The 25926-nt window shown below is 68.5% G+C and carries 24 protein-coding genes; all 24 read left to right on the forward strand.

Annotated elements, in window-relative coordinates:
- Nucleotides 1-4 precede the first annotated feature (4 nt).
- A complete protein-coding gene (gene tsf / locus C8D93_RS09430) occupies nucleotides 5-1048 on the forward strand; it encodes a translation elongation factor Ts (RefSeq protein WP_110264933.1) in 1044 nt (347 codons plus the stop codon).
- Nucleotides 1049-1224: 176 nt separating this feature from the next.
- Nucleotides 1225-1947 (forward strand): UMP kinase, encoded by a 723-nt coding sequence (pyrH, locus tag C8D93_RS09435; RefSeq protein WP_110264934.1) that lies wholly within the window; start codon nucleotides 1225-1227, stop codon nucleotides 1945-1947.
- Between the two features lie 44 nt (nucleotides 1948-1991).
- Entirely contained in the window at nucleotides 1992-2549 is a 558-nt protein-coding gene (frr, locus tag C8D93_RS09440; protein WP_110264935.1) for a ribosome recycling factor, read from the forward strand.
- Between the two features lie 17 nt (nucleotides 2550-2566).
- Nucleotides 2567-3286: a polyprenyl diphosphate synthase gene (gene uppS, locus C8D93_RS09445; protein WP_110264936.1), complete on the forward strand. Its 720-nt coding sequence runs from the start codon at nucleotides 2567-2569 to the stop codon at nucleotides 3284-3286.
- Between the two features lie 106 nt (nucleotides 3287-3392).
- Entirely contained in the window at nucleotides 3393-4214 is an 822-nt protein-coding gene (locus C8D93_RS09450) for a phosphatidate cytidylyltransferase (protein ID WP_110264937.1), read from the forward strand.
- Nucleotides 4214-5395 carry a 1-deoxy-D-xylulose-5-phosphate reductoisomerase gene (dxr, locus tag C8D93_RS09455; protein WP_110264938.1) on the forward strand — a complete coding sequence of 394 codons (1182 nt, stop codon included), beginning with the start codon at nucleotides 4214-4216 and terminating at the stop codon, nucleotides 5393-5395. Before C8D93_RS09450 ends, dxr begins: the two co-directional genes overlap by 1 nt.
- A complete protein-coding gene (gene rseP, locus C8D93_RS09460; RefSeq protein WP_110264939.1) occupies nucleotides 5388-6743 on the forward strand; it encodes an RIP metalloprotease RseP in 1356 nt (451 codons plus the stop codon). Before dxr ends, rseP begins: the two co-directional genes overlap by 8 nt.
- Before the next feature lie 51 nt (nucleotides 6744-6794).
- Nucleotides 6795-9098, forward strand: coding sequence for an outer membrane protein assembly factor BamA (gene bamA, locus C8D93_RS09465; protein ID WP_245903866.1), 2304 nt, complete (start codon nucleotides 6795-6797; stop codon nucleotides 9096-9098).
- Between the two features lie 39 nt (nucleotides 9099-9137).
- Nucleotides 9138-9650, forward strand: a complete 513-nt coding sequence (locus C8D93_RS09470; protein ID WP_170123976.1) for an OmpH/Skp family outer membrane protein — start codon at nucleotides 9138-9140, stop codon at nucleotides 9648-9650.
- Between the two features lie 70 nt (nucleotides 9651-9720).
- On the forward strand, nucleotides 9721-10779 hold the full coding sequence (gene lpxD, locus C8D93_RS09475) for a UDP-3-O-(3-hydroxymyristoyl)glucosamine N-acyltransferase (protein WP_110264941.1): 1059 nt from the start codon (nucleotides 9721-9723) through the stop codon (nucleotides 10777-10779).
- Entirely contained in the window at nucleotides 10772-11242 is a 471-nt protein-coding gene (fabZ, locus tag C8D93_RS09480; RefSeq protein ID WP_110264942.1) for a 3-hydroxyacyl-ACP dehydratase FabZ, read from the forward strand. The genes lpxD and fabZ overlap by 8 nt, the downstream gene beginning before the upstream one ends.
- Nucleotides 11239-12018 (forward strand): acyl-ACP--UDP-N-acetylglucosamine O-acyltransferase, encoded by a 780-nt coding sequence (gene lpxA, locus C8D93_RS09485; RefSeq protein WP_110264943.1) that lies wholly within the window; start codon nucleotides 11239-11241, stop codon nucleotides 12016-12018. The genes fabZ and lpxA overlap by 4 nt, the downstream gene beginning before the upstream one ends.
- Nucleotides 12019-12118: 100 nt before the next feature.
- Nucleotides 12119-13255, forward strand: coding sequence for a lipid-A-disaccharide synthase (lpxB, locus tag C8D93_RS09490; protein WP_245903867.1), 1137 nt, complete (start codon nucleotides 12119-12121; stop codon nucleotides 13253-13255).
- Nucleotides 13256-13337: 82 nt separating this feature from the next.
- On the forward strand, nucleotides 13338-13907 hold the full coding sequence (gene rnhB / locus C8D93_RS09495; RefSeq protein WP_211307280.1) for a ribonuclease HII: 570 nt from the start codon (nucleotides 13338-13340) through the stop codon (nucleotides 13905-13907).
- A 1-nt stretch (nucleotide 13908) separates the two neighbouring features.
- Complete coding sequence (dnaE, locus tag C8D93_RS09500) at nucleotides 13909-17517, forward strand: DNA polymerase III subunit alpha (protein ID WP_110264946.1); 3609 nt, start codon at nucleotides 13909-13911, stop codon at nucleotides 17515-17517.
- A 45-nt stretch (nucleotides 17518-17562) separates the two neighbouring features.
- The gene (locus C8D93_RS09505; RefSeq protein ID WP_110264947.1) at nucleotides 17563-18525 is read left to right on the forward strand and encodes an acetyl-CoA carboxylase carboxyltransferase subunit alpha; all 963 of its coding nucleotides are present in this window, start codon (nucleotides 17563-17565) and stop codon (nucleotides 18523-18525) included.
- Between the two features lie 16 nt (nucleotides 18526-18541).
- A complete protein-coding gene (gene tilS / locus C8D93_RS09510) occupies nucleotides 18542-19816 on the forward strand; it encodes a tRNA lysidine(34) synthetase TilS (protein ID WP_110264948.1) in 1275 nt (424 codons plus the stop codon).
- A 53-nt stretch (nucleotides 19817-19869) separates the two neighbouring features.
- A complete protein-coding gene (pyrG, locus tag C8D93_RS09515; RefSeq protein WP_110264949.1) occupies nucleotides 19870-21555 on the forward strand; it encodes a CTP synthase in 1686 nt (561 codons plus the stop codon).
- Entirely contained in the window at nucleotides 21552-22391 is an 840-nt protein-coding gene (kdsA, locus tag C8D93_RS09520) for a 3-deoxy-8-phosphooctulonate synthase (RefSeq protein WP_110264950.1), read from the forward strand. The genes pyrG and kdsA overlap by 4 nt, the downstream gene beginning before the upstream one ends.
- Before the next feature lie 27 nt (nucleotides 22392-22418).
- Nucleotides 22419-23714 carry a phosphopyruvate hydratase gene (gene eno / locus C8D93_RS09525; protein ID WP_110264951.1) on the forward strand — a complete coding sequence of 432 codons (1296 nt, stop codon included), beginning with the start codon at nucleotides 22419-22421 and terminating at the stop codon, nucleotides 23712-23714.
- A gap of 3 nt (nucleotides 23715-23717) precedes the next feature.
- Nucleotides 23718-23996 carry a cell division protein FtsB gene (gene ftsB, locus C8D93_RS09530; RefSeq protein ID WP_110264952.1) on the forward strand — a complete coding sequence of 93 codons (279 nt, stop codon included), beginning with the start codon at nucleotides 23718-23720 and terminating at the stop codon, nucleotides 23994-23996.
- Between the two features lie 35 nt (nucleotides 23997-24031).
- Complete coding sequence (ispD, locus tag C8D93_RS09535) at nucleotides 24032-24742, forward strand: 2-C-methyl-D-erythritol 4-phosphate cytidylyltransferase (protein WP_110264953.1); 711 nt, start codon at nucleotides 24032-24034, stop codon at nucleotides 24740-24742.
- 8 nt (nucleotides 24743-24750) lie between these two features.
- Nucleotides 24751-25224, forward strand: coding sequence for a 2-C-methyl-D-erythritol 2,4-cyclodiphosphate synthase (ispF, locus tag C8D93_RS09540; protein ID WP_110265114.1), 474 nt, complete (start codon nucleotides 24751-24753; stop codon nucleotides 25222-25224).
- A 42-nt stretch (nucleotides 25225-25266) separates the two neighbouring features.
- Nucleotides 25267-25926, forward strand: a complete 660-nt coding sequence (locus C8D93_RS09545) for a TetR/AcrR family transcriptional regulator (RefSeq protein WP_110264954.1) — start codon at nucleotides 25267-25269, stop codon at nucleotides 25924-25926.

A 25926-nucleotide genomic window follows, 5' to 3' on the forward strand; every position in this document is an offset into this window, starting at 1 on the left:
GCTGATGGCGCAGATCACAGCCGCGCTGGTCAAGGAGCTGCGGGACCGCACCGGGGCCGGCATGGGCGACTGCAAGAAGGCGCTCGAGGCGACCGGCGGCGACATCAACGCCGCCGTCGAGAAGCTGCGAATGGACGGCGCGGCCAAGGCCGACAAGAAGGCCAGCCGCACGGCGGCCGAAGGCGTGCTGGCCTTCGCCGTCGCTGCAGACGCCGTGGCGGTCGCGGAACTGAACTGCGAGACCGATTTCGTCGCCAAGGGCGACGAGTTCCGTGATCTGGCGAAGCGTTCCGCCGAGGCGGCGCTCAAGCACCGGCCGGCGAACATCGAGGCCCTCGTGCAGATCAAGGACGGCGCCGAGACGCTCGACGAGACGCGGCGCGCGATGGTGGGGCGCATCGGCGAGAACATGACGATCCGCCGTTTCGAGGTCGTCGCCAAGGCCGGCGGGCCGCTGGTGACCTACATGCACCCGGGCGACAAGATCGGCGTCATCGTGTCGATGGAAGCCGGCGACGAGGTGACGGGCAAGGACGTGGCGATGCACATCGCCGCGATGAGCCCGCGCTTTCTCGACGCCGCATCGTTCTCGGCCGAGGCGATCGAAGCCGAGCGCCGCATCATCGAGGCCACGGTGGCCCAGGAGCAGGCCGAGGCCAAGGCCGAGTCCGAGAAGTTGGCCGGCGTGCTCAAGGAAATGGACGCCGAGAAGCAGAACGGCGTCTACGAAGGCCTGTCCGAAGAGGACCGCAAGCGCTGGGACGACGACTACGCGACGATCAAGAAGAAGTTCGGCGGCGGCTTCAAGCCGAAGCCGGCCGAGATCCTCGCCAAGATGATCGACGGCAAGGTCAAGAAGTTCATCGCCGAGAACACGCTGATGGGCCAGACCTTCGTCAAGAGTTCCGACCAGACCGTCGAGCAGATGCTCAAGGAGAAGGGGGCCAAGGTGGCGCGCTTCGTCCGTTTCGCGGTGGGCGAGGGCATCGAGAAGCAGCAGACCGATTTCGCCGCGGAAGTGATGGCGCAGGCGGGCATCAAGAGCTGATTCGCGCTAACATTTCGGCGGTACGAGGTGAAAGGCCCCGGTCATCGGGGCCTTTTGTGTAAAGCGGGCTGCGGCCGCCCGCCGGCAGCGCGGTCGGGCGGCATCGCCGTCCCGCGTTCCGGTGCCGGGCGGCACCACAAGAACCCATCACGAGAACCCGGGACCAGCGAAGGCGCATGAGCGGCAAGCCTGCATTCCAACGAATCCTGCTGAAGCTGTCCGGCGAAGCCCTGATGGGGCAGCTCAACTTCGGCATTTCGCCGGACGTGACGAGCTTTCTCGCGCACGAGATCAAGGGCGTGATCGAGTCCGGCGTCCAGGTGGCGCTGGTCGTCGGCGGCGGCAACATCTTCCGTGGCGAGGGCCTGGCCCGGGCCGGGATGGACCGGGTCACCGGTGATCACATGGGCATGCTGGCGACCGTCATCAACGGTCTTGCGCTGCAGGATGCGATCGAGCGCGTGGGCGTGCCGGTCCGCGTGCAGTCCGCGCTGCGCATCAACGAGGTCTGCGAGGACTACATCCGCCGCAAGGCAGTGCGGCACCTCGAGAAGGGGCGCGTCGTGATCTTCTCGGCGGGCACCGGCAATCCGTTCTTCACGACCGACTCGGCGGCCGCGCTGCGCGCCATCGAGATCAATGCCGACCTCATGCTCAAGGCCACGAAGGTGGACGGGATCTACACGGCCGACCCCAAGAAGCATGCGGACGCACGCCGCTACGAGGAGCTGACCTACGACGAGGCGCTGTCCAAGCGGCTCGGCGTGATGGACCAGACCGCGATGGTGCTGTGCCGCGATCACGGCGTGCGTCTGTGCGTCTACGACATGGACCGCCCCGGCGCGCTGCAGGCCATCATCGGCGGCGACCTGTCGATCGGCACGCGCGTGCATACCTGATTCGCAGTGCCGCCGGGAAGGTCCGGCGGCAGACGGAGACCCCAATGCTCAACGACATCAAGAACGACGCGACCAAGCGCATGCAGAAGAGCGTGGACACGCTCAAGGCGGAGCTGATGAAGCTGCGGACGGGCCGCGCCAATGCGGCGCTGCTGGACCATGTCCGCGTCGACTACTACGGCTCCGAGGTGCCGATCTCGCAGGCCGCTTCGGTGACGGTCGAGGATGCGCGCACGATCACCATCACGCCCTGGGAGAAGAACCTGGTCGGCGCGATCGAGAAGGCCATCCTGACCTCGGATCTGGGACTGACGCCCAACACCGCCGGCACCACGATCCGCATCGTCATGCCGCCGCTGACCGAGGAGCGCCGCCGCGATCTCACCAAGGTCGTGCGCCACGAGGCCGAGGGCGCCAAGGTCGCGATCCGCAACGTCCGCCGCGATGCCAACCAGGCGATCAAGGATCTGGAGAAGAGCAAGCAGATCAGCACCGACGACGTGAAGCGCGGCGAGACCGAGATCCAGAAGCTCACCGACCAGTTCGTCGCCAAGGTCGACGAGACCGCGAGCGCCAAGGAAAAAGAGCTGCTGTCGATGTGAGCGACGGCGCTCTGCCCATGTCCCAGCAGGCCCCCAGTCCGCGCGACCCGCAGGTGCCGCGCCACGTCGCCGTCATCATGGACGGCAACGGGCGCTGGGCGCAGGCGCGGGACCGTGCACGCACCGTTGGGCACCGCGCCGGCCTGCGGGCGGCGCGCAAGATCGTCCGCGCCGCAGGCCGTGCCGGCGTCGAGGTGCTGACGTTGTTTGCCTTCTCCCAGGAGAACTGGAAGCGGCCCGAAACCGAGGTCAGCCTGCTGATGCAGCTGTTCGTCAGCACGCTGTCCCGCGAGATGAACTCGTTGCACAAGAACAACGTGCGCGTGCGCTTCATCGGCGAGCACAGCGACTTCGCCCCCGAGCTGCGCGAGGAGATGCGGCGGGCGCAAATGCTCACCCGCGACAATCACGGCATGCAGTTGCTGGTCGCCGTCGGATACGGCGGGCAATGGGACATCGTCCAGGCGGCACAGCGCCTCGCCGCGAGCGGCCGGCCGATCACGCCCGAGAGCCTCGAAGCCGAGCTGGCGACCGAAGAGGTCTGCCCCCCGGACCTGCTGATCCGCACCGGCGGTGAGAGCCGGATCAGCAATTTCCTGCTGTGGCAGCTGGCCTATACCGAGCTGTACTTCACGCCGACGCTGTGGCCGGATTTCGACGACGAGGCCTTCGCCGACGCGCTGCGCTGGTATGCCGGCCGCGAGCGCCGCTTCGGCCGCGTTCCGGAAGCGGCGTGATGGAGCGGCTTCCGGTGTCGAGTGTCCGCTTTCCGCAAAGCCGCGAACCGGCGGCGGGGGCCGTCTGCACCGAAAGCCGGAAACGACTGACGGTAAACGGCCGTTCATGCTGATACAGCGCGTCGTCACTGCCCTGGTGCTGCTGCCGGCGCTGCTCGCGCTGGTGTGGTTCGCGCCGACCTCCGCGGTCTTCGCGGTCTTCGCGCTTGCCGGGGCGCTGATCGCCTGGGAATGGTCCGGGCTGATGCGTCTGCCGTCACCGGCGTTGCGGCAGGGCTATGCGGCCGCCGTGGGGCTGATCCTCGTGCTCGCCTGGTTCACGCCGCTGCGGGCGCAGGCACTCGTCTGGCTGCTCGTGCCGGCGGCCCTGTGGTGGCTGCTGGTGCCGCTGCTGTTCCGCGGATTTCCCGGCAACCTGCAGCGGCGGCCGATCCCGACGCTGCCGATGGGCCTGCTCGGTATGCTGCTGGTGGTCGCGACGATCCTGTCGCTGGCGTGGGTGCACGCACTGCCGGGTGGGCCGCTCAAGCTGCTGTACGTGTTCTTCCTGGTGTTCGCGGCGGACACCGGTGCGTTTCTCGCCGGTCGCAGCTTCGGGCGGCGCAAGCTCGCGCCGGCGATCTCGCCGGGCAAGACCGTGGAGGGGGCGATCGGGGGCATCGCACTATGTGCCGCGTGGGCGCTGACCGGCGGCGTCTATGCCTTCGGCGTGGCCGGCACCGGTCTGTGGTGGCTGCTGGGCCTGTCGCTGTTCGTGGCCGCGGGCAGCATCGTCGGCGATCTCGCCGAGTCGATGTTCAAGCGCGTTTCCGGCATCAAGGACAGCGGCAGCCTGCTGCCGGGGCACGGCGGCCTGCTCGACCGTGTCGACAGCATCCTCGCCGCGGCGCCGCTGATGGTGCTGGGCCTGATCGTCACGGGCCTGTGATGCAGGGCCTCGTCGTTCTCGGTGCGACCGGATCGATCGGGCGCAACACGCTGGACGTCGTGCGCCGCAACCCGGAACGGCTGCGGGTGCTCGGTCTGAGCGCCCAGCGCGACGTCGCCGGGCTGCACGCGCAGTGCGTCGAGTTCCGGCCACGCCATGCCGTGCTCGCCGATGCCGCTGCGGCTGCCGAGCTGCGCGAGCGACTGCGTGCGGACGGCATCGATACCCGCGTCGGCGACGGCGCCGAGGCGCTGGCCGAGCTCGCCGCGCATGACGAGGCGGACCAGGTGATGTCGGCCATCGTCGGCGCCGCCGGACTGCTGCCGACGCTCGCGGCGGTGCGTGCCGGCAAGCGCGTGCTGATCGCGAACAAGGAGCCGCTGGTGATGGGCGGGCCGCTGCTGCTCGCCGAGGCGCGGCGCTGCGGCGCGACGCTGATTCCGATCGATTCCGAGCACAACGCGATCTTCCAGTGCCTGCCCCCGGGGAGCCGTTGCGGCGAGGCGCCCTCGGGCGTCCGGCGCCTGATCCTGACCGCGTCCGGCGGGCCGTTCCGGCAGACGCCGGTCGGCGATCTGGACCACGTCACCCCGCAACAGGCGGTGCGTCATCCCAACTGGGTCATGGGGCCGAAGATCTCGGTCGACTCGGCAACGATGATGAACAAGGGGCTGGAGCTGATCGAGGCGTCGGTGCTCTATGCGCTGCCGGACGAGCGTCTCGACGTCGTGATCCATCCGCAGAGCACGGTGCATTCGGTCGTCGAGTACGTCGACGGCTCGATGCTTGCGCAGCTGGGCGAGTCGGACATGCGCGTGCCCATCGCCCATGCGCTGGCGTGGCCGCAGCGGTGGACCTCGGGTGTCGGTGGCCTGGATCTCGGCCGGCTGGGCAGCCTGCAGTTCGAGGCGCCGGATCTGCAGCGCTTCCCCTGCCTGGGGCTGGCGCGCGAGGCCCTGCGCGGCGGCGACGCGTTGCCGAACGTGTTGAACGCCGCCAATGAAATCGCGGTCGAAGCGTTCCTGAACGGACGCCTGCGTTTCACCGGAATCGCCACCTTGATCGAGAAGACCCTGGACCAAGCCCTGGGCGGGGCGCCGCCGGATGGCGGCGATCTTGCATCCATCCTGGCCATCGATGCGTGGGCGCGTGCGCGCGCCGGAGAGCTGCTGAATGCCTGATCTGGTCTGGTCGGTCGCCGGCTTCGTCGTCGCCATCAGCGTGCTGGTGGCGTTTCACGAGTTCGGGCACTACTGGGTCGCGCGCCGCTGCGGCGTCCGGGTTCTGCGCTTCTCCATCGGTTTCGGGCGGCCGCTGTGGATGCGCCGCGATGCCGACGGCGTGGAGTGGACGCTCTCGGCCATCCCGCTCGGCGGTTACGTCAAGATGCTCGACGAACGCGAGCAGGCGGTGGCCCCCGGCGAACGCCACCTCGCGTTCAACAATGCCAGCGTGTGGCGGCGCATCGCGATCGTCGCGGCGGGGCCGCTGTTTAACTTTGCGCTGGCGATCGCCCTCTACTGGGCGGTCTTCGTCGTCGGGGTCGAGGGCATGCGGCCGATGCTGGCGCCACCGCCAGCCGAGAGCATCGCGGCGGATCTGGGGCTGCACGGCGGCGAGGAGGTACTCGCGGTGTCCGGCGCGCCGGTGGCCACCTGGACCGAGCTGCGGACCGAGCTGATCGACCGGGCGCTGGACCGCGAAACGCTGGTGTTGCGCTGGCAGGATGCCGCGGGTGCACGTCGCGAGGCGGCGCTTGCGCTGGACGGCGTGCGCATCGACCCGGAGTTCCTGTTCGAGGATATCGGTCTGCTGCCGTATCAGCCGGCCATCCCGGCGGTTCTGGATCAGGTCCTGCCGGGCGAGGCGGCGGATGCCGCCGGCTTCCTTCCCGGAGACGAGCTGCTCCGGCGCGACGGCGAGCCGATCGTCTCCTGGCAGGCCTGGGCGCAGTGGCTGCGCGAACATCCGGGCGAGGCGGTGCAGATCGAACTGCGCCGCGGCGGGCGCGTGCTGACGCTGCCGCTGGTGGTCGGGCAGCTCGCCGACGGCGACCGCGTGATCGGACGCTTCGGTGCTTCCGTGGCGAACCCCCCCGAGTTGTGGCAGGATTTGCGCGCCGTGAGCCGCCTGGGCGCGTTTGCCGCGGTGCCCAGAGCCATCGAGCAGACGTGGCGCATGTCGTGGTTGACCGTGCGCATGCTGTGGCGGATGGTGACCGGCGACGTATCGTTCAAGAATGTCAGCGGGCCGATCCAGATCGCGCAGGTTGCGGGTTACTCGGCGCAGGTCGGTCTGGTGTCGTTCCTGAGCTTCATGGCCATCGTCAGCGTCAGCATCGGTGTGCTGAACCTGCTGCCGGTGCCGGTTCTGGATGGGGGACACCTGTTGTTCTACGCGGTCGAGGCGGCCAAGGGCTCGCCGTTGTCGCAACGCGCCCAGGAGGCCGGTCAGCGTGTCGGGCTGACCCTGCTCGTGGCGTTGATGGGACTGGCGTTCTTCAACGACATCGCGCGCCTGCTCAACTGAGCAGGCCCTCCGATTCTTCTCAACTGACCGAACAACCAGACAAGCATCCCGGTGAGAGCCATCAAGTTTCCGAAGACCGCCATCGCCTGCGCGGTCGCCGCCGCCGCTTTGACGGGCAGGGCGTACGCGTTCGAGTCGTTCCAGATCCGCGATATCCGCGCCGAGGGCCTGCAGCGGCTGGAGATCGGCACGGTGCTGACCTATCTGCCGCTGGCGGTCGGGGACGAACTCAACACCGCGACGTCGCGGCAGGCCATCCGGGCGCTCTACGGGTCCGGCCTGTTCCAGGACGTGCAGTTCGAGCGCGAGGGCGGCACGCTGATCATCCGCGTGCAGGAGCGCCCGGCGATCACCAAGTTCGAGATCGACGGCAACGACAAGGTCGGCGGCGACGAGGTCGACGAATCGCTCAAGAATCTGGGCCTGGCCGAGGGCGAGCTGTTCCGCCGTGACCTGCTGGATCAGGTCGAGCAGGAGCTGCGGCGCCAGTACTACGCCAACGGTTACTACGACGTCGAGATCGAGAGCCAGGTCAACGAGGAACCGAACAACCGGGTCAGCCTCAAGATCGAAGTGACCGAAGGCAAGGTCACGAAGATCTCGGACGTCAACATCCTCGGCAACAGCGTGTTCGACGACGAGACGCTGCTCGAACAGTTCGAGCTCAAGGCGACCAACTGGATGCCGTTCCAGCGCTCCGACCGCTACTCCAAGCAGAAGCTCGGCGGCGATCTGGAGAAGCTGCAGGCCTGGTACCAGGATCGCGGCTATCTCAAGTTCAACGTGCGCTCGGTGCAGGTCGCGCTGACGCCGGAGAAGGAGTCGATCTACGTCACCGTCAACGTCGAGGAGGGCGAGATCTATACGGTCAAGGATCGCCGTTTCTCGGGCGAGACGATCCTCAACGACCGCTTTCTCGAGGCGCTGACCAGCACCCGCTCCGGCGATACCTTCTCGCGCAAGCAGGCCACCGATTCGGCCGACCGCATCGAGGCGGCGCTGTCGGACATCGGCTATGCCTTTGCCGAAGTCACGCCGATCCCGGAGATCGACGAGGACAAGCGCGAAGTCAGCATCAACTACTTCATCGAGCCCGGCAAGCGCGCCTACGTGCGCCGCATCAACTTCGTCGGCAACGTCGGCACCAACGACGAGACCCTGCGTCGCGAGATGCGTCAGCTCGAGGCCGCTCCGTTCTCCAAGTCCGCCGTCGAGCGTTCGCGCGTGCGCCTGGCGCGCCTGCCGTACATGGAAGAGGCGGAGGTGGAGACGCAGCCGGTACCCGGCACCGACGATCTGGTCGACATCGTGTTCCGCGTCAAGGAACGTCCGCCCGGGTCGGTGCAGTTCGGCGTCGGCTATTCGGGTGCGGCGGGCTTCCTGGTCACCGGTCAGGTCACGCACACCAACTTCCTCGGCACTGGCAACCGCATCGACGCGTCGATCGAGAACAACACGATCGCGCGCGCGATCAACCTCGGCTGGACCGACCCGTACTTCACCGAGGACGGCATCAGCCAGACGATCTCGCTGTTCTATCGCGAGTCGGAGTCGGTGATCCGCTTCTCGTCGGGCTTCAACTCCAACATCCTCGGCGCGAACCTGACCTACGGCATCCCGCTGTCGGAGTTCGTTGCGCTGCGCGCCGGTTTCGGGTTCGAGGAAGTCGCGCTCGAGACCTTCCCGGGCACGACGTCGGACGAGGTGCTCGAGTTCGTCGTGCGCAACGGCACGCGCTTCTCGACCTATCAGCTGCGCACCGGCATCAGCTACGACTCGCGCAACCGCACATTCTTCGCCACACGCGGTGCGCTGCACTCGCTGTCGGTCGACCTTGCCGTGCCGGGCAGCGACATCGAGTACTTCAACGCGAGCTACCGCGGCCAGTTTTACGTGCCGCTACCGTTCGACTTCGTCATGCAGTTCGACAGCGCCATCGGCTATGTCGACGGCTACGGCGACAAGAGCGACGTGCCGCCCTACGAGAACTTCTTCGCCGGTGGCCCGCGTACCGTCCGCGGCTATCGCGATGGCTCGCTGGGGCCGCTGGACACGCCGTTCCTCAATCCGTTCGGCGGCAAGCTGCGCACGACCTTGCAGTCCGAGCTGATCATTCCGCTGCCGATCGAGAGCGACGGACGCTCGACACGCCTGTACGGCTTCTTCGACATCGGCAACGTGTTCGCGGAGCCGGGCGACTTCGAGTTCACCGAACTGCGGCAGTCGGCGGGTCTCGGCTTCTCGTGGTTCACCCCCTTCCTCGGACTGCTGGAAATGAGTTATGCATTCCCGCTCAACGAGGAGATCGGCGACCGCACCGACCGATTCCAGATCACATTCGGCTCCGGCTTCTGATCCGGCAGCCGGTTTTCCAAGACACCGATGAGAGAGACCATGACGATGTTCAAGACTGTTTTCGCCGCGGCTGCCGTCGCCGCTTCCGTCTTCGCCGCCACGCCGGCGCTGGCCCAGACGCTGAAGATCGCCTCGATCCGCTCCAACGAACTGCTGCAGCAGTCGCCGCAGTTCAAGGCCAGCCAGGAAAAGATGAAGCAGGAGTTCGAGCGTCGCGCGAACGACCTCGAAGCCGAAGCCAAGGCGCTGGGCGAAGACATCAAGACCTTCCAGCGCGAGGCGGAGCTGCTGAGCTCGGCCGACCGTGCGCGCAAGGAGAAGGACCTGAACACGCGCAAGATCGACTTCGAGTACAAGACGCGCCAGTTCCAGGAAGAGCGCCAGACCCGCGAGCGTCAGCTGTTCGCCGAGATGATGGGCAAGATCAAGGGCATCATCGAAGTCGTTGCGAAGGAAGAAGGCGTCACCATGGTGATCGAGAACCCGGTGTACGCGGCCGACGACTTCGACATCACGGACAAGGTCCTCAAGCGCCTGCAGTCGGCAAACTGAAGCACCTGATTCGATCGGGGCCGGGATTGGCTATGCTCTTCCCGGCCTTTGTTTTGGGCGTTGGATACCGATGACCGCAGTGACCCTCGGCGAGATCGCGCAACGTTTCGGCCTGAAGCTGGTCGGCGACGCCGGTGTGTCCATCGATGGCGTCTGCTCGCTGCTGCCGGGACGCGCCGGCGGGATTGCGTTCCTGAACGACGCGAAGCTGCGCGATCGCCTCGGCGATTCGGCGGCGTCGGCAGTGATCGTGCGCGAGCAGGATGCGCAGGGACTGTCCGGCGCCGGCCTCGTCGCGGCCGATCCCTACCTGGCCTATGCGCGCATCGCGCGGCTGTTCGATCCTGACCGTCCGTTTTCACCCGGGCGGCATGACAGCGCGCAGATCGCGGCGGACGCGCGCATCGGCGAAGGTTGCTGGATCGGCCCGCAGGCGGTGATCGAGTCCGGCGTGGCACTCGGCTCGCGGGTCTTCGTCGGGCCCGGCGTCGTCGTCGGTCGCGACGCCCGCATCGGCGACGACAGCCGGCTTTCGGCGAATGTCTTCATCGGTCCGCGCGTGCGCCTGGGCGCGCGCTGCCAGGTGCAGCCGGGCGCGGTGGTCGGCGGCCGCGGCTTCGGCAACGCGCGCGGGCCGGACGGCTGGGAGGAGGTTCCGCAGCTCGGCGGCGTGCATATCGGCGACGACGTCGAGATCGGCGCCAACACCTGCATCGATCGCGGCACGATCGAGGACACGGTGATCGAGGACGGTGTGCGCCTCGACAATCTGATCCAGATCGGCCACAACTGCCGCATCGGTGCACACACGGCCATCGCCGCGTGCACCGGCATTGCCGGGAGCACCCGCATCGGTCGTCGCTGTATGATCGGCGGCGCGGCCGGCATCGCCGGGCACATCGAGATCGCCGACGACGTCATCCTGCTCGGGCGCGCGATGGTGACCGGCTCGATCACGCGCAAGGGCGTCTACGGCTCGGGGCTGCCGCTCGACGAAGTGCGGGAATGGCGCAAGACCGTGGCACGCGTGCGTCGTCTCGGGCGCCTCGACGAGCGCATCAAGGCGCTGGAGCGCGGGCGGGACGGGTCGTCCGCCGCTGACACGGAGGCCAAGGGGGAAGATGTTTGACATCGGCGAGATACTGAAGCTGCTGCCGCACCGCTATCCGTTCCTGCTGGTCGACCGCGTGCTGTCGATCGAGGACGACGGGCGCGTGCTGACGGCGATCAAGAACGTCACCTACAACGAGCCGTTCTTTCCCGGTCACTTCCCGGGCCTGCCGACGATGCCCGGCGTACTGATTCTCGAGGCGATGGCGCAGGCCTGCGGCATTCTCGCGATCCAGAAGTCCGGTGTGCGCAAGGACTCCGGCTTCATCCTGTACTTCGCCGGCATCGACGACTGCCGCTTCAAGCGGCCGGTGGTGCCCGGTGACCAGCTGCGCTTCCGCGTCGAGCTGGAGAAACAGAAGCGCGATCTGTGGAAGTTCAAGGCCCAGGCCAGCGTCGACGGCGAGCTGGCCTGCGCCGCGGACATGATGTGCGCGCTCAAGAATGCCGGACGCGACACCGCCGGCGACGGCCACGCATGAGTCGCATCCATCCCACCGCCGTCATCGATCCCGCCGCGGAGCTGGACGGCAGCGTCGAGGTCGGGCCGTACACGGTGATCGACGCCGGCGTGCAGGTCGGGGCGGATACCTGGATCGGGCCGCACGTCGTACTGCGCGGGCCGATGACGATCGGACGCGACAACCGCATCTTCCAGTTCTGCTCGCTCGGCGAGATCTCCCAGGACAAGAGCGCGCGGCGCGAGGATGCGACGCGCGTGGAAATCGGCAACGGCAACACCATCCGCGAGTACGTGACGATCCAGCGCGGCACGCTCAAGGAGCAGGGACTGACGCGCGTCGGCGACGACAACTGGATCATGGCGCAGGCGCACATCGCGCACGACTGCATGATCGGCTCGCAGACGATTCTCGCCAACGGCACGACGCTGGCGGGTCACGTGACCATCGAGGATCACGTCGGCCTCGGCGGTTACACGCTCGTGCACCAGTTCTGCCGGGTCGGCGCCCACGCCTATACCGGCGGCGGCGCCGTGGTCCTGCGCGACCTGCCGCCGTTCGTGATCGCCGAGGGGCAGCCGGCGCGCCCGCGCGGCATCAATACCGAGGGTCTCAAGCGCCGCGGCTTCACCGCCGAGGACATCGAGGCGATCAAGGATGCCTACAAGGCGATCTATCTGTCGGGCGCGCTGATGAGCGAGGTCAAGCAGCGGCTCGCCGAGATGGCCAAGGGCTCGGCGCACGTCGGCCGCATGCTGGCCTTCATCGAGTCGTCGAAGCGCGCGCTGTCCCGCTGACGGCCGTATCCGCTCGCAGTTTCCAGGTTCGGGCATGAACGGCGATCCGGCTGCTTCTCGGGAAACCGGAAACCGGGAACCGGCCTCTGCTCCTCCACGCGTGGCCTTCGTCGCCGGCGAGATTTCCGGCGACATCCTCGGCGCCGCGATCGTCCGCGCCTTGCGCGAACGTGTGCCCGGGGTCCGGTGCTACGGCATTGCCGGACCGCGCATGTCGGCTGCCGGCTGCGAGGCGATCGAGTCCATCGATGCGCTTTCGGTCATGGGCTTGGCGGAGGTCCTGCGCGAGCTGCCGCGGTTGCTGCGACTGCGCAGGAGCCTGGTGGAGCGGCTGCTGCACGAGCGTCCGGATCTGGTCGTCGGCATCGACGCGCCGGATTTCAACCTCGGCCTCGAGCGCCGTCTGCGGGCGGCGGGACTGCGCACCGTCCACGTGGTCAGCCCCACGGTCTGGGCATGGCGGGCCGGGCGGGTGAAGACGATCGCCCAGGCGGTCGAACGCGTGCTGTGCCTGTTTCCGTTCGAACCGCACTGGTACGCCGATCACGGGGTTGCGGCGGACTACATCGGACACCCGCTGGCCGATGAGATCGACGCCGACACTGACGCCCCCGCGGCGCGGCGCGAACTCGGCCTGCCGTCCGACGGACCGTTGCTGACGGTGATGCCGGGCAGTCGCGGCAGCGAGATCCGCTATCTGGCTCCCGTCTTCGCGCAGGCCGCTGCCGATCTGCATCGCGTAGTGCCGGCATTGCGCGTCGTCACGCCGGTGGCCAAGCCGGCGCTGCACGCCGGTATCGAGCGCGCCATCGCGGCGCATGCGCCTTCGTTGCCGTGGACGCTGGTCGACGGCGAATCCCGCGCGTGCATGCGCGCCGGCGACGCCGTGCTGCTGGCGTCGGGTACGGCGACGCTGGAATGCCTGCTGACGCGCCGCCCGATGGTCGTCGCCTATCGCGGCAGTCCGCTGACGGCCTTCCTCATGCTGCGCCTGGGCCTGCTCAAGTCGCGTCATGTGAGCCTGCCGAACCTGCTGTGCGCCGAGCCGGTCGTGCCGGAACTGCTGCAGTCGGCGGCGACACCGCTGGCGCTGGCCGGCGAACTGCTGTCGCTGCTGCGCGAGCCGCAGATGCGCGAGCGACAGTTGCTGGCCTTCGACGCCGTGCGCGCGAGCCTGCGCTGCAATGCCGGCGAGCGTGCCGCCGCGATTCTCGACGAACTGCTGCGGACGGCATGAGGCCTGGGCACTACAATCGGCCGCGCATGAACGTCGCCAGCGCACCATCGCTTCACGCCGCTGCGCCCCGCCGGGGGGAGCGATGATCGCCGGGATCGACGAGGCCGGACGCGGCTGTCTCGCCGGGCCGGTGTACGCCGCGGCGGTGGTATTGGGCGAGGTGCGACCCGAAGGGCTCAACGACTCCAAGAAGCTGTCGCCGGCGCGCCGCGAGCGGTTGTTCGACGAGATCCGGCGGGATGCCGTCGATTTCAGCATCGCCTGGGCCGATGCGGCGGAGGTCGACCGGCTCAACATCCTGCGTGCGACATGGCTGGCGATGCAGCGCGCACTGGCCGGTCTGCGCGCGTTGCCGGTCGAGGCCTGGGTGGACGGCAACCAGGCGCCGCCGCTGGGCTGCGCCGTTCGCACCATCGTCGGCGGCGACGGCCTCGAGCCGGCGATCATGGCGGCGAGCATTCTCGCCAAGGTTTCCCGCGACCGCGCGATCTGCGCCCTCGACATCGAGCATCCGGGTTACGGCTTTGCCCGGCACAAGGGTTACGGCACGGTGGAGCACATGGCGGCGCTGCGCCGGCTGGGCCCGAGCCCGATCCATCGCATGAGCTTCGCGCCTTGCGCGCAGAGCGTGCTCGACCTGCGCACGGCCTGAGATGAGCGCGTTCGTCCACCTGCGTGTGCACACCGAGTTCTCGCTGACCGACGGCGTCGTGCGCGTCGAGCCGCCCAAGCGCAAGGGCGGCGGCGTCGGCGGCACGCTGACCTCGCGTGCGGCCGAGCTCGGCTACCCGGCCGTCGCGATCACCGATCGCAACAACCTGTTCGCGATGGTGAAGTTCTACAAGGCAGCCGAGAACGCGGGCATCAAGCCGGTGGTCGGGGTCGACCTGTGGCTGGAAGAGCGCCTGCCGCAGGAGGGGATCGAGCGGCTGACCCTGCTGGTGCAGAACGACGCCGGCTACGCCAATCTCGCGCGCCTGATCTCGCTGGGCTACACCGAAGGGCAGGCGAGCGGCCAGCCGTTGATCCGCTGGGACTGGCTCGCCGCGCATGCCGACGGACTGATCGCACTGAGCGGGCGCGACGGCAGCATCTTCCGCGCGGCGCAGGCCGATCAGGTGGACGCCGCGCTGGCGCACCTGCAGGCCCTGCAGGCGATCTTTCCGCAGCGGCTGTATCTCGAGATCGCCCGCTGCGACCGCCCCGGCGACGAAGAGTGGGTCGCGGCGGCCTGCGCGCTGTCGCGCCACAGCGGCGTGCCGGTGGTGGCGAGCAACGATGTGCGCTTCCTCGATGCCGGCGACTTCGAATCGCACGAGGCGCGGGTGTGCATCGCCCAGGGGCGTGTGCTCGCCGACGAGCGCCGGCCGCGCGACTACAGCCCGGAGCAGTACCTGAAGTCGCCGGCGCAGATGGCCGAGCTGTTCGCGGACATTCCCGAGGCGCTGCAGAATAGCGTCGAGATCGCGCGGCGCTGTTCGCTGACGCTGAAGTTCGCGCCGCCGTACCACCTGCCGAACTTCCCGGTTCCGGAGGGCCACAGCACCGACTCGTGGCTGCGCGAGCGCGCGCACGCCGGGCTGCTGGAGCGCTTCGACGAGCTGCGCGCGGGGCCCGGGCTCGCCGGCGAGGCGCAGGCCTATCATGAGCGGCTCGACTACGAGCTGGGCATCATCGAGAAGATGGGCTTCGCGGGCTACTTCCTCGTGGTGTCCGACTTCATCCAGTGGGCCAAGGCCAACGGCTGTCCGGTCGGCCCCGGGCGCGGCTCCGGCGCCGGTTCGCTGGTGGCCTACGCGATCCGCATCACCGACCTGGACCCGCTGCCGTACAACCTGCTGTTCGAGCGCTTCCTGAATCCCGAGCGCGTGTCGATGCCCGACTTCGACGTCGACTTCTGCATGGACAACCGCGATCGCGTGATCGAGTACGTCACGCAGAAGTACGGCCGCGACCGGGTCGGCCAGATCATCACCTACGCGACGATGGCGGCGCGCGGTGTCGTGCGCGACGTCGCGCGCGTGCTGGGCCACGGCTACGGCTTCGGCGACTCGATCGCCAAGCTGGTGCCGGGCACGCCCGGTGCGACGCTGGCCGATGCGATCGAAACCGTCCCGGAACTCAAGCGCCGCTACGAAGCCGAGGAGGACACGCGCGCCGTGCTCGATATGGGGCTCGCGCTCGAGGGCATCACCCGCGGCGTCGGCGTGCATGCCGGTGGCGTGGTCATCGCGCCGCAGCCGCTGACCGACTACACGCCGATGTACTGCGAAGCGGGCGGTGGCGGCATGCGCACGCAGTTCGACATGAAGGACCTGGAGATGGTCGGACTGGTCAAGTTCGACTTCCTCGGCCTGAAGACGCTGACCGTCATTGAAGAGGCGGTGAGGACGATCCGGGCGCGCCATGGCCGGCAGATCGACATGCTCGCGCTGCAACTGAACGATCAGGAGACCTACCGGCACATCTTCCAGTCCGGCGATTCCTCGGCGGTGTTCCAGATGGAATCGCCGGGCATGCAGAAGGCGAGCCGCGAGCTCAAGCCGGACTGCTTCGAGGACATCGTCGCGCTGGTGTCGCTGTACCGGCCCGGGCCGATGGACAACATCCCGACGTTCTGCTCGAACAAGCGCGACGAGCGCAAGATCGAGTACCTGCATCCGGAGATGGAGCCGGTGCTCAAGTCGACCTACGGCATCTTCGTCTACCAGGAGCAGGTGATGCAGATGTCGCAGCGCCTGGCCGGGTACACGCTCGGCGGCGCCGACCTGCTGCGCCGGGCGATGGGCAAGAAGAAGGCCGACGAGATGGCCAAGCAGCGCCAGATCTTCACCGACGGCGCCGTCGGCCGCGGCGTGGACGCGGAGACCGCCGGCAAGGTCTTCGACCTGATGGAGAAGTTCGCGAACTACGGCTTCAACAAGTCGCACGCCGCCGCCTATGCGCTGGTGTCCTACCAGACGGCCTGGCTGAAGACGCACTATCCCGCGGAGTTCATGGCCGCGGTGCTGTCCTGCGAAATGGCGCATCCGGATTCGGTGGTGGTCATGCGCGAGGAATGCGTGCGCATGGGCCTGCAGGTGCTGCCGCCGGACATCAACGAGAGCCACATCCGCTTCACGGTCCCGGCCGACGGACAGATCCGCTACGGGCTGGGCGCGATCAAGGGCGTGGGCGAGGGCATGCTCGAAAGCGTGCTCGCCGAGCGCGAGCGCGGCGGACGGTTCAAGGACCTGTTCGATTTCTGCGGCAGGATCGACACGCGCAAGGCCAACAAGCGCGTGCTCGAGGCGCTGATCTTCTCCGGCGCACTCGACAGCCTCGGCGCCAACCGTGCGACGCTGTTCCGCAACCTGCCCAAGGCCCTGCAGGTGGCCGAGGCCGCGGCACAGCAGGCGACCACCGGTCAGGGCGACATGTTCGGCTCGGTGGCCAGCGCGGTCGAGGCGCCGGGCGGGATCGAACTGCAGTGCGAGGAGGAGTGGGCCCTGCGCGAGCGGCTCGCGCGCGAGCGCGAAACGCTGGGCTTCTACCAGTCCGGGCACCCGGTCGATGCCTACGCCGAGCTGATCGAGCAGATCTGCAGCGGCCGCCTGCCTGCGCTGCTGCAGCAGGTGCTAAGCGCGCCGCCGCCGTCGGGCAAGAGCGGCTGGCAGCCGCGCAGCAAGCTGCTGTTCGCCGCCTGGGTCAAGGACCTGCGCTTCTTCCGTGGCGATCCCAACGGTGACGGCCGCGCGGCCCGCGCCAGCTACCGGATCACCGTCGAGGATGGCGGCCGCGAGATCTCGTGCTGGATGGATGCCGATCCGTTCGCGCGCGTGCAGACCGTGGTCAGGCCCGATTCGCTGGTCTTCGTGCTCGGCGAGATCGGCATGTCGCCGCCGCGCGAGGGCCGCGAGCCCGAGCCGCGGCTGTACGCACCGGACTTCTACGGCCTCGACCAGGTCCTGCGCGAGTACGCGCAGCGGCTGACGCTGACCTGGACCCGGCCGGCGGGCGACGTGATGGCGCTGCGGCGCATGCTGATGCCGCGCCGCTCGCCCGACGGGCTGTCGCCGCAGGTCCACTACCGCTCCGGCCATCTGACCTGCACGCTCGACTTTCCGGGCGAGTGGCGCGTGCGCGTCGACGATGCCCTGCTGCTGGAGCTGCGGCAGCTGCTGGGCGAGGACTGCGTTAAAGTCGCATACCGGAAGTACGTGGCTCCGGCCGTGGAGCGTCGCTACGCGACGGCAGCCGGGGGCGCCGATGATGACGAGTAGCCTCTCCGCCCGGGCGGAAGGCGCGGGGATCGTCCAAGACAGCCTATGAACCTGAACTACCTGGAATTCGAGCAGCCGATCGCCGAGCTCGAGCAGAAGATCGAAGAGCTGCGCTTCGCCACGTCCGGCTCGGGCGTGAACCTGACCGAGGAAATCGAACGCCTGCAGCTCAAGAGCCGCGAGCTCACCGAGCAGATCTTCAACAAGCTGACGCCGTGGCAGATCGCGCAGGTCGCGCGCCATCCGCAGCGGCCGTACGCGCTCGACTACATCAAGGCGCTGTTCACAGAGTGGGAGGAACTGCACGGCGACCGCCACTATGCCGACGATCCGAGCATCGTCAGCGGTGTCGCCCGCCTGGATGGCCGTGCGGTGGTGGTGCTGGGCCAGCAGAAGGGGCGCGACGCCAAGGAGCGCGTCTACCGCAACTTCGGCATGCCCAAGCCGGAGGGCTACCGCAAGGCGCTGCGGCTGATGAAGCTGGCCGAGAAGTTCAACCTGCCGCTGCTGACCTTCATCGACACGCCGGGCGCCTATCCCGGCATCGGCGCCGAGGAGCGCAACCAGTCCGAGGCGATCGCGCGCAATCTCTACGAGCTTTCCCGTCTGCACACGCCGGTGCTGGCGACGGTGATCGGCGAGGGCGGCTCCGGCGGTGCGCTGGCGATCGGCGTCGCCGACCACGTGATGATGCTCCAGTACAGCATCTATTCGGTGATCTCGCCCGAGGGCTGCGCGTCGATCCTGTTCAAGAACGCCAGTCGTGCGCCCGAGGCCGCCGAGGCCATGCGCATGACCGCCAACGACCTGTACCAGCACAAGCTGATCGACGAGATCGTGCCCGAGCCGCTCGGCGGCGCGCATCGCGATCCGGCGGCGATGATGAATGCCCTGCAGCAGAAGCTCAAAGGCAATCTCGAGCGCCTGTGCCACCAGCCGATGAGCAAGCTGCTGTCGGCGCGCTACGAGCGTCTGCTCGGCTACGGCGCGTACACGACGGTCCACTGAGGGCGACGGCGCCGCGATGCGCGCGCCGTTCGAATTGCCGCCATCGCCGCTGGGTCCGCGCGGGCGGCTCTGGGTCGGCTACAGCGGCGGGCTCGATTCGACCGTTCTGCTCGACCTGCTGCACGCCGCCGGTGCGCCGGTGCGCGCCGTGCACGTCCACCACGGTCTGCAGTCGTCGGCGGACGACTGGGTCCGTCACTGTCGCCGATTCTGCCGCGCACGCGGCATTCCCCTGCGCGTGCTGCACGTGAGCCCCGCCCGGCGGCACGAGCAGGGCCCGGAGGCGGCGGCACGCGAGGCCCGCTACGACGCGCTGCGCAAACTGTTGCGCGAGGGCGACGTGCTGGCGACGGCTCACCACCGCGACGACCAGGCCGAAACGGTGCTGATGCGCGCACTGCGCGGCACCGGCATCGCCGGCCTGGGCGCGATGTGCCACGAAGAGCCGCTGGGCACGGGCCTGCTCTGGCGCCCGCTGCTGGACCGTCCGCGCGACCAACTGCGCCAGCACGCCCGCCGGCAGGGGCTGGAGTGGATCGAGGACCCGCACAACGCCACGCCGCGCTACACGCGGGCGTTTCTGCGCCAGCGGGTGTGGCCGGTGCTCGACGAACATTTCCCGGCGGCGACGGCGCAGCTCGCGCGGCTGGCGGCGCATGCACGCGATACCGGAAGCCTGCTCGCCGACATCGCGGCCGAGGACGCCGGGCGCTGCGCCCAGGGACAGGCGCTGCGCGTCAGTGCCCTGCTGGCCCTGTCGCCGCAGCGGCGGCGCAACCTGCTTTACCACCGCTGGTGCGCGCTCGGTCTGTTGCCGCCGCCGGCGTCGTGGTATGCCGAACTCGAACGCAGCGTGCTGCGCGCGCGGGCGGATGCAACGCCGCTGCTGGCCTGCGGCGGGGGCGAGGCGCGCCGCTACCGCGACGGCCTGTTCCTCATGCGCAGCCTGCCGCCGCCGAGCGGGCACGTCCTGCGCTGGCCGCGCGGCCGCACCGTCGAGCTTCCGGACGGCTGCGGCCGCGTGTGTGTGGCGCGGCGTCCGCCGGCGGGCAGCACGGTCGGTTTTGCCGGGGGCGGCGAGCGGATCCGTCTGGACGAGAGCGGCCCGGCGCGCCTGCTGACGCGGCTGTGTCAGCAGGCCGGCATGCCGCCGTGGCTGCGCGAGCGCATGCCCTTGCTCTGGCATGACGGCGAGCTGCTGGCGGCCGGGGGACGCTGGCAGGCGCCGGCCGCGCGCCGGCTGGGCCTGCAGATGCGTTGGGAACACACGCTGCCGGAGCCGTCGAATTGAGCGCAGGGGGACGCTTCACGTAAAATTCGCGAAACCCACCGCCGCTATCACCCATGGCCGACGCGCCGCATCAGACGCGATACATCTTCGTGACCGGGGGGGTGGTGTCTTCGCTGGGCAAGGGCATTGCCGCGGCCTCGCTGGGCGCGATCCTCGAATCGCGCGGCCTGAAGGTCAGCATGATCAAGCTCGACCCGTACATCAACGTCGACGCCGGCACGATGAGCCCGTTCCAGCACGGCGAGGTGTTCGTCACCGAGGACGGCGCCGAGACCGACCTCGACCTGGGGCACTACGAGCGCTTCCTGCGCGGCAAGACCACGCGCTGGTCCAACCTGACCACCGGACAGGTCTACCGCAACGTGCTCGAGAAGGAGCGCCGCGGCGACTATCTCGGCAAGACCGTGCAGGTGATTCCGCACATCACCGACGAGATCCAGGCCAATGTCCTCAAGGGCGCGGCGGGCGCCGACATCTGCATCGTCGAGATCGGCGGCACCGTCGGCGACATCGAGTCGCTGCCGTTCCTCGAGGCGATCCGCCAGATGGGGGTGGAGCTCGGTCGCTCGCATGCCCTGTACATGCACCTGACGCTGGTGCCGTTCGTCAAGGCGTCGGGCGAACTCAAGACCAAGCCGACGCAGCACTCGGTCAAGGAACTGCGCGGCATCGGCATCCAGCCGGACGTGCTCGTGTGCCGCACCGAGCGCCCGCTGCCGGACGGCGAGCGTCGCAAGATCGCCCTGTTCACGAACGTGCCGTACAAGGCGGTCATCGCCGCCGTCGACGTCGACGACATCTACAAGATTCCTGGCTGGCTGCACCAGCAGAGCCTCGACGATCTGGTCGTGCAGCACTTCGGACTCGAATGCCGGCAGGCCGATCTCTCCGCCTGGGAGCGACTGGTCGATGCGCGCGTTTCGGCGGATACCGAGGTGCAGATCGCGATGGTCGGCAAGTACGTCGACCTCGCCGATGCCTACAAGTCGCTCAACGAGGCGCTGTTCCACGCCGGCATGCACACCGGCACGCGGGTGAAGATCCGCTACGTCGAGTCCGAGACGCTGGAGACCCAGGGGCTGCGCGCGCTGCAGGGCGTCGACGCGATCCTCGTTCCCGGCGGCTTCGGCGAACGCGGCATCGAAGGCAAGATCGTGGCCGTGCGCTATGCGCGCGAGAACCGCATCCCGTACCTGGGTATCTGCCTGGGCATGCAGGTGGCCGTGATCGAATACGCGCGCAGTGTCTGCGGCCTCGACAATGCACACAGCACCGAGTTCGATCCCAAGACGCCGCATCCGGTGATCGCGCTGGTGACCGAGTGGCGCGATGCCGACGGGCGCATGCATACGCGCACGCTGGAGTCGAACAAGGGCGGCACGATGCGCCTCGGCTCGCAGGCCTGCCGTCTCAAGGCAGGCTCGCGTTCGCGCGCGCTCTACAACGCCGAGATCATCAGCGAGCGCCATCGTCACCGCTTCGAGTTCAACAACAACTACAAGCAGCAGCTCGCCGACGGCGGGCTCGACCTGGTCGCCGAGTCGGTCGAGAACGAGCTGGTCGAGATGGTCGAGCTGTCGAACCATCCGTTCTTCGTCGGCTGCCAGTTCCATCCGGAGTTCACGTCGACGCCGCGCGACGGTCATCCGCTGTTCGAGGGTTTCGTGCGTGCCGCGCGCGAGCACCACCTCGCGCACCAGGCGGCTGCCGATTCGGCGAATCCGGCGCGCGTGGCATGAACAGGCTGCTCGGACGCGACATCGGCGACCGGCATCCGATCTTCCTGATCGCCGGCCCCGATACGCTGGAGTCGGAACAGCTGGCGCTCGACGTGGCCGGGCACATCAAGCCGATCGCCGAGAAGCTCGGGATTCTCTTCGTCTTCAAGGGCTCCTTCGACAAGGCCAACCGCAGCTCGCACAAGAGCTACCGCGGACCGGGTCTCGAAGGCGGCCTGAAGATCATGGAGAACGTCAAGAAGCAGATCGGCGTGCCGGTGCTGACCGATGTCCACGAGGACACGCCGCTGGGCGAGGTCGCCAGCGTCATCGACGTCATCCAGACCCCGGCCTTCCTGTGCCGGCAGACCAACTTCATGCAGAACGTCGCGCGCACCGGGCGGCCCATCAACGTCAAGAAGGGGCAGTTCATGTCGCCCTGGGAGATGGGCAACGTCATCGACAAGATGACGGCGGTGGCGCCCCACCAGTTCCTGCTGTGCGAACGCGGCTTCTCGTTCGGCTACAACAACCTGGTGGCCGACATGCGTGGGTTGGCGATCATGCGCAAGTTCGCGCCGGTAGTCTTCGACAGCACGCACACGGTGCAGCTGCCGGGCGGGCAGGGCAACGCCTCCGGCGGCATGCGCGAGATGATTCCGGTCCTCGCGCGCGCGGCGGTCGGCGCCGGCGTCGCCGGGGTGTTCATGGAAACCCACCCGCGCCCGGACGAAGCCCTCTGCGACGGCCCGAATTCCCTGCCGCTGACGCATCTCGAATCGCTGCTCACCACCCTGGTCGAGATCGACCGGGTGACCAAGGCCGGCGGTCTGCTCGAAGACCGGCTGCGCACCTGAACCCACACGCCAACACCACCGCACTACATGTCCCAGATCGTTTCCGTCTCCGCTCTCGAAATCATCGACTCCCGTGGCAACCCGACCGTGGAGGCCTGCGTGACGCTGGCGTCCGGCGCCCGCGGTGTCGCGGCAGCGCCGTCCGGCGCGTCGACCGGTACGCGCGAGGCGGTGGAGCTGCGTGACGGAGCCCCGACCCGGGGCAAGACGCGCTACCTCGGCAAGGGCGTGCTGAAGGCGGTGAAGAACGCCGAAGGTCCGCTGGCGAAGGCCGTCATCGGCCTGGATGCGCAGGACCAGGCGCGCGTCGACCAGACCATGATCGCGCTCGACGGCACGCACAACAAGGCGAAGCTCGGCGCCAACGCGATTCTCGCGGTGTCCCTGGCCACGGCGAAGGCGGCGGCGACGGAGAAGGGCGTCTCGCTGTACCGCCACCTCGGCGGCGTCGGCAGCCGCACCTTGCCGGTGCCGATGATGAACGTCATTAACGGCGGCGCGCACGCCGACAACAACGTTGACATCCAGGAGTTCATGATCCTGCCGGTCGGCGCGGCCAGCTTCTCGGAGGCGCTGCGCTGCGGCGCGGAGATCTTCCACACGCTCAAGAAGGTGCTGCAGGGAAAGAAGCTCAACACGGCCGTCGGCGACGAGGGCGGTTTCGCCCCGGACCTGCCGTCGAACGCCGCGGCGCTCGACTGCCTCGTCGATGCCATCGCCAAGGCCGGCTACAAGCCGGGCAAGGACGTCTACCTGGGCCTGGATGTCGCGTCGAGCGAGTTCTACGAGAAGGGCAAGTACAACCTGCATGGCGAGGGCAAGTCGTTCACCTCGGAGCAGTTCGCCGACTTTCTCGCCGGCCTGTGCGCGAAGTACCCGATCATCTCGATCGAGGACGGCTGTGCCGAGAACGACTGGAAGGGCTGGAAGACGCTGACCGAGAAGCTCGGCGGCACGGTGCAGCTCGTCGGCGATGACCTGTTCGTGACCAACACGAAGATCCTGGGCGAAGGCATCGCCAAGGGCATCGCCAACAGCATCCTGATCAAGCCCAACCAGATCGGCACGCTGACCGAGACGCTGGATGCGATCGAGATGGCGACCGTCGCCGGCTATTCGAGTGTCGTCTCGCACCGCTCGGGCGAGACCGAGGATGCGACGATCGCCGACATCGCCGTCGGGTCGGCAGCGACGCAGATCAAGACCGGCTCGCTGTGCCGCTCCGACCGCATGGCCAAGTACAACCAGCTGCTGCGCATCGAGCGCGAGCTCGGCAGTCGCGCGCGCTATCCGGGCGCGTCGGCGTTCCCGGTGGCCTTGTAGGCGATGGGCCAGCGCGTCGCCCTCGGCGTCCTGATCCTGCTGCTGCTGGCCATGCAGTGGCGCCTGTGGATCGCCGACGGCGGCATTGCGCATACGCATCGACTCAAGCAGCAGGCACAGGCCATGCAGGACGAGAACGACGCGCTTCGCGCGCGCAATGCGGCGCTCGATGCCGAAGTCCGCGACCTCGGACAGGGGACGGCAGCCATCGAGGCCCGTGCGCGCACCACCTTGGGCATGATCAGGGACGGCGAGACCTTCTATCTCGTCGTCAATCCCTGATCGCCTCCGACCGTTTTCGAAGCGACGACCCGACCGTGCCCCGGCACGCGCGCTACTGGGTAGTGATCCCCGCTGCCGGCGGCGGTACACGGATGAACCTGGGTCGTCCCAAGCAGTACGCCGAGCTGCGCGGACGCACGATACTCGAGTGGAGCGTCGCGCCGTTTCTCGATCTGGACTGGATCGATGGCGTGGTGCTGGTGCTCGCGCGCAACGATGCGGAGTACCCGCGCCTGCCGCTGGCGCGTCATCCGCGCGTGCATACCGCGATCGGCGGCGCGGCGCGGGCCGAGTCGGTACTCGCCGGCCTCGCGGTCGTCGCCGAGCACAGCCGCGGCTTTCGCGACGTGCGCGTGCTGGTGCACGACGCGGCGCGCCCCTGCGTGAGCTGGAGCGACGTCGAGCGGCTGCGCGATGAGGCCGACGAACGCAACGGCGGGCTGCTCGCACTGCCGGTGGCCGACACGCTCAAGCGCGCGCAGCAGACCCGTGCCGTGGAAACGATCGACCGCAGCCAGTTCTGGCGGGCGCAGACGCCACAGCTGTTCGGCCTCGAGGCCCTGAGCGCCGCGCTGCGCGAGAGCCTGCAGGCCGGGGCGGAGATCACCGACGAGGCCGCGGCCATGGAGCGGGCCGGCCTGCAGCCGCGGCTGGTGCGGGGACGTGAGTCGAACATCAAGGTGACGTTTCCCGAGGACCTGCGGCTGGCCGAGTTCTGGCTGGCCCGGCTGGAGGAGGGACCATGAGCACCAGCCTGCGGATCGGCCACGGATTCGACACGCACCGCCTCGAACCCGGCGATGGCGTCACGCTCGGCGGCGTCTTCATCGAATGCCCGTACCGCATCGTCGCCCACTCGGACGGCGATGTGCTGATCCACGCGCTCTGCGACGCCCTGCTCGGCGCCATCGGTGGCGGCGATATCGGACGCCTGTTTCCGGACAGCGACCCGCAGTACAAGGGCATCGACAGCCGCCGGCTGCTGGCCGAGGTGATGCGGCGCATCGGCGACGCCGGATACGGCGTGGTCAATGCCGACCTGAGCCTCATCGCCCAGGTGCCGCGCGTGGCGCCCCACGTCGAGGCGATGCGCACGGCGCTTGCCGACGCGCTGGGCATCGGTCGCGACCGGGTCAACGTCAAGGCGACGACCAACGAGGGCATGGACGCGATCGGCAGCCGGGAAGGGCTGGCGGCACACGCGGTGGTGCTGCTGCACGGCGGCTGAGTGCGGTTGTCTCGCTGTTGGCTAGGGGAATACACTCAGGCGATGTTGCAGACCGCCCCCCCAGCCGAAGACGCCAGGGCGCGCCGCGCCGGCCGCCGCGACACCCGGGAAGCGATCCTCGAATGTGCCGAGGAGCTGCTGCAGCGCCGCGGCTACGGCGGCTTCGCCTATCAGCACATCGCCGTTCAGCTCGGCATCCGCAACGCCGCGATCCACTACCACTTTCCGTCGAAGGAAGATCTCGGCGTCACGCTGGTGCAGCGCTATCGCGAGCGCTTCCATGCTTGGGTCGCGGCCCTGTCACCCGATCTCGATGCCTGGGCGCGGCTGCAGGCCTATTTCGGCACCTACCGCGCCTACCTCGGCGAGCCGCGCAAGGCCGACGACTGCCTGCTGTGCCCCGGTGGCGCGCTGGCCTCCGAGTTCTGCGCGCTGCCGGAACCGATGCGGCTCGAGACCCGTCTGCTGATGCGCGACGTGCAGGAGTGGTTGCGCGGCACGCTGGAGCAGGGTCGGCGTGAGGATGTGCTGCAGTTCAACGGCGACGCGCTCGACAAGGCCGTCGAGATCTGCGCGGCCTTGCAGGGCGGCATCCAGATCGCGCGCATGTCGGGGGCATCGCGATTCCGCCAGTTGCTCGACCAGCTCGCGCTGGAGCTCAATCCGATGCGCGCCGCGGCAGCCGCCGGCTCGCTGCCGTAG

The sequence above is a fragment of the Sinimarinibacterium flocculans genome (assembly GCF_003201205.1).
Taxonomy (GTDB): domain Bacteria; phylum Pseudomonadota; class Gammaproteobacteria; order Nevskiales; family Nevskiaceae; genus Solimonas; species Solimonas flocculans.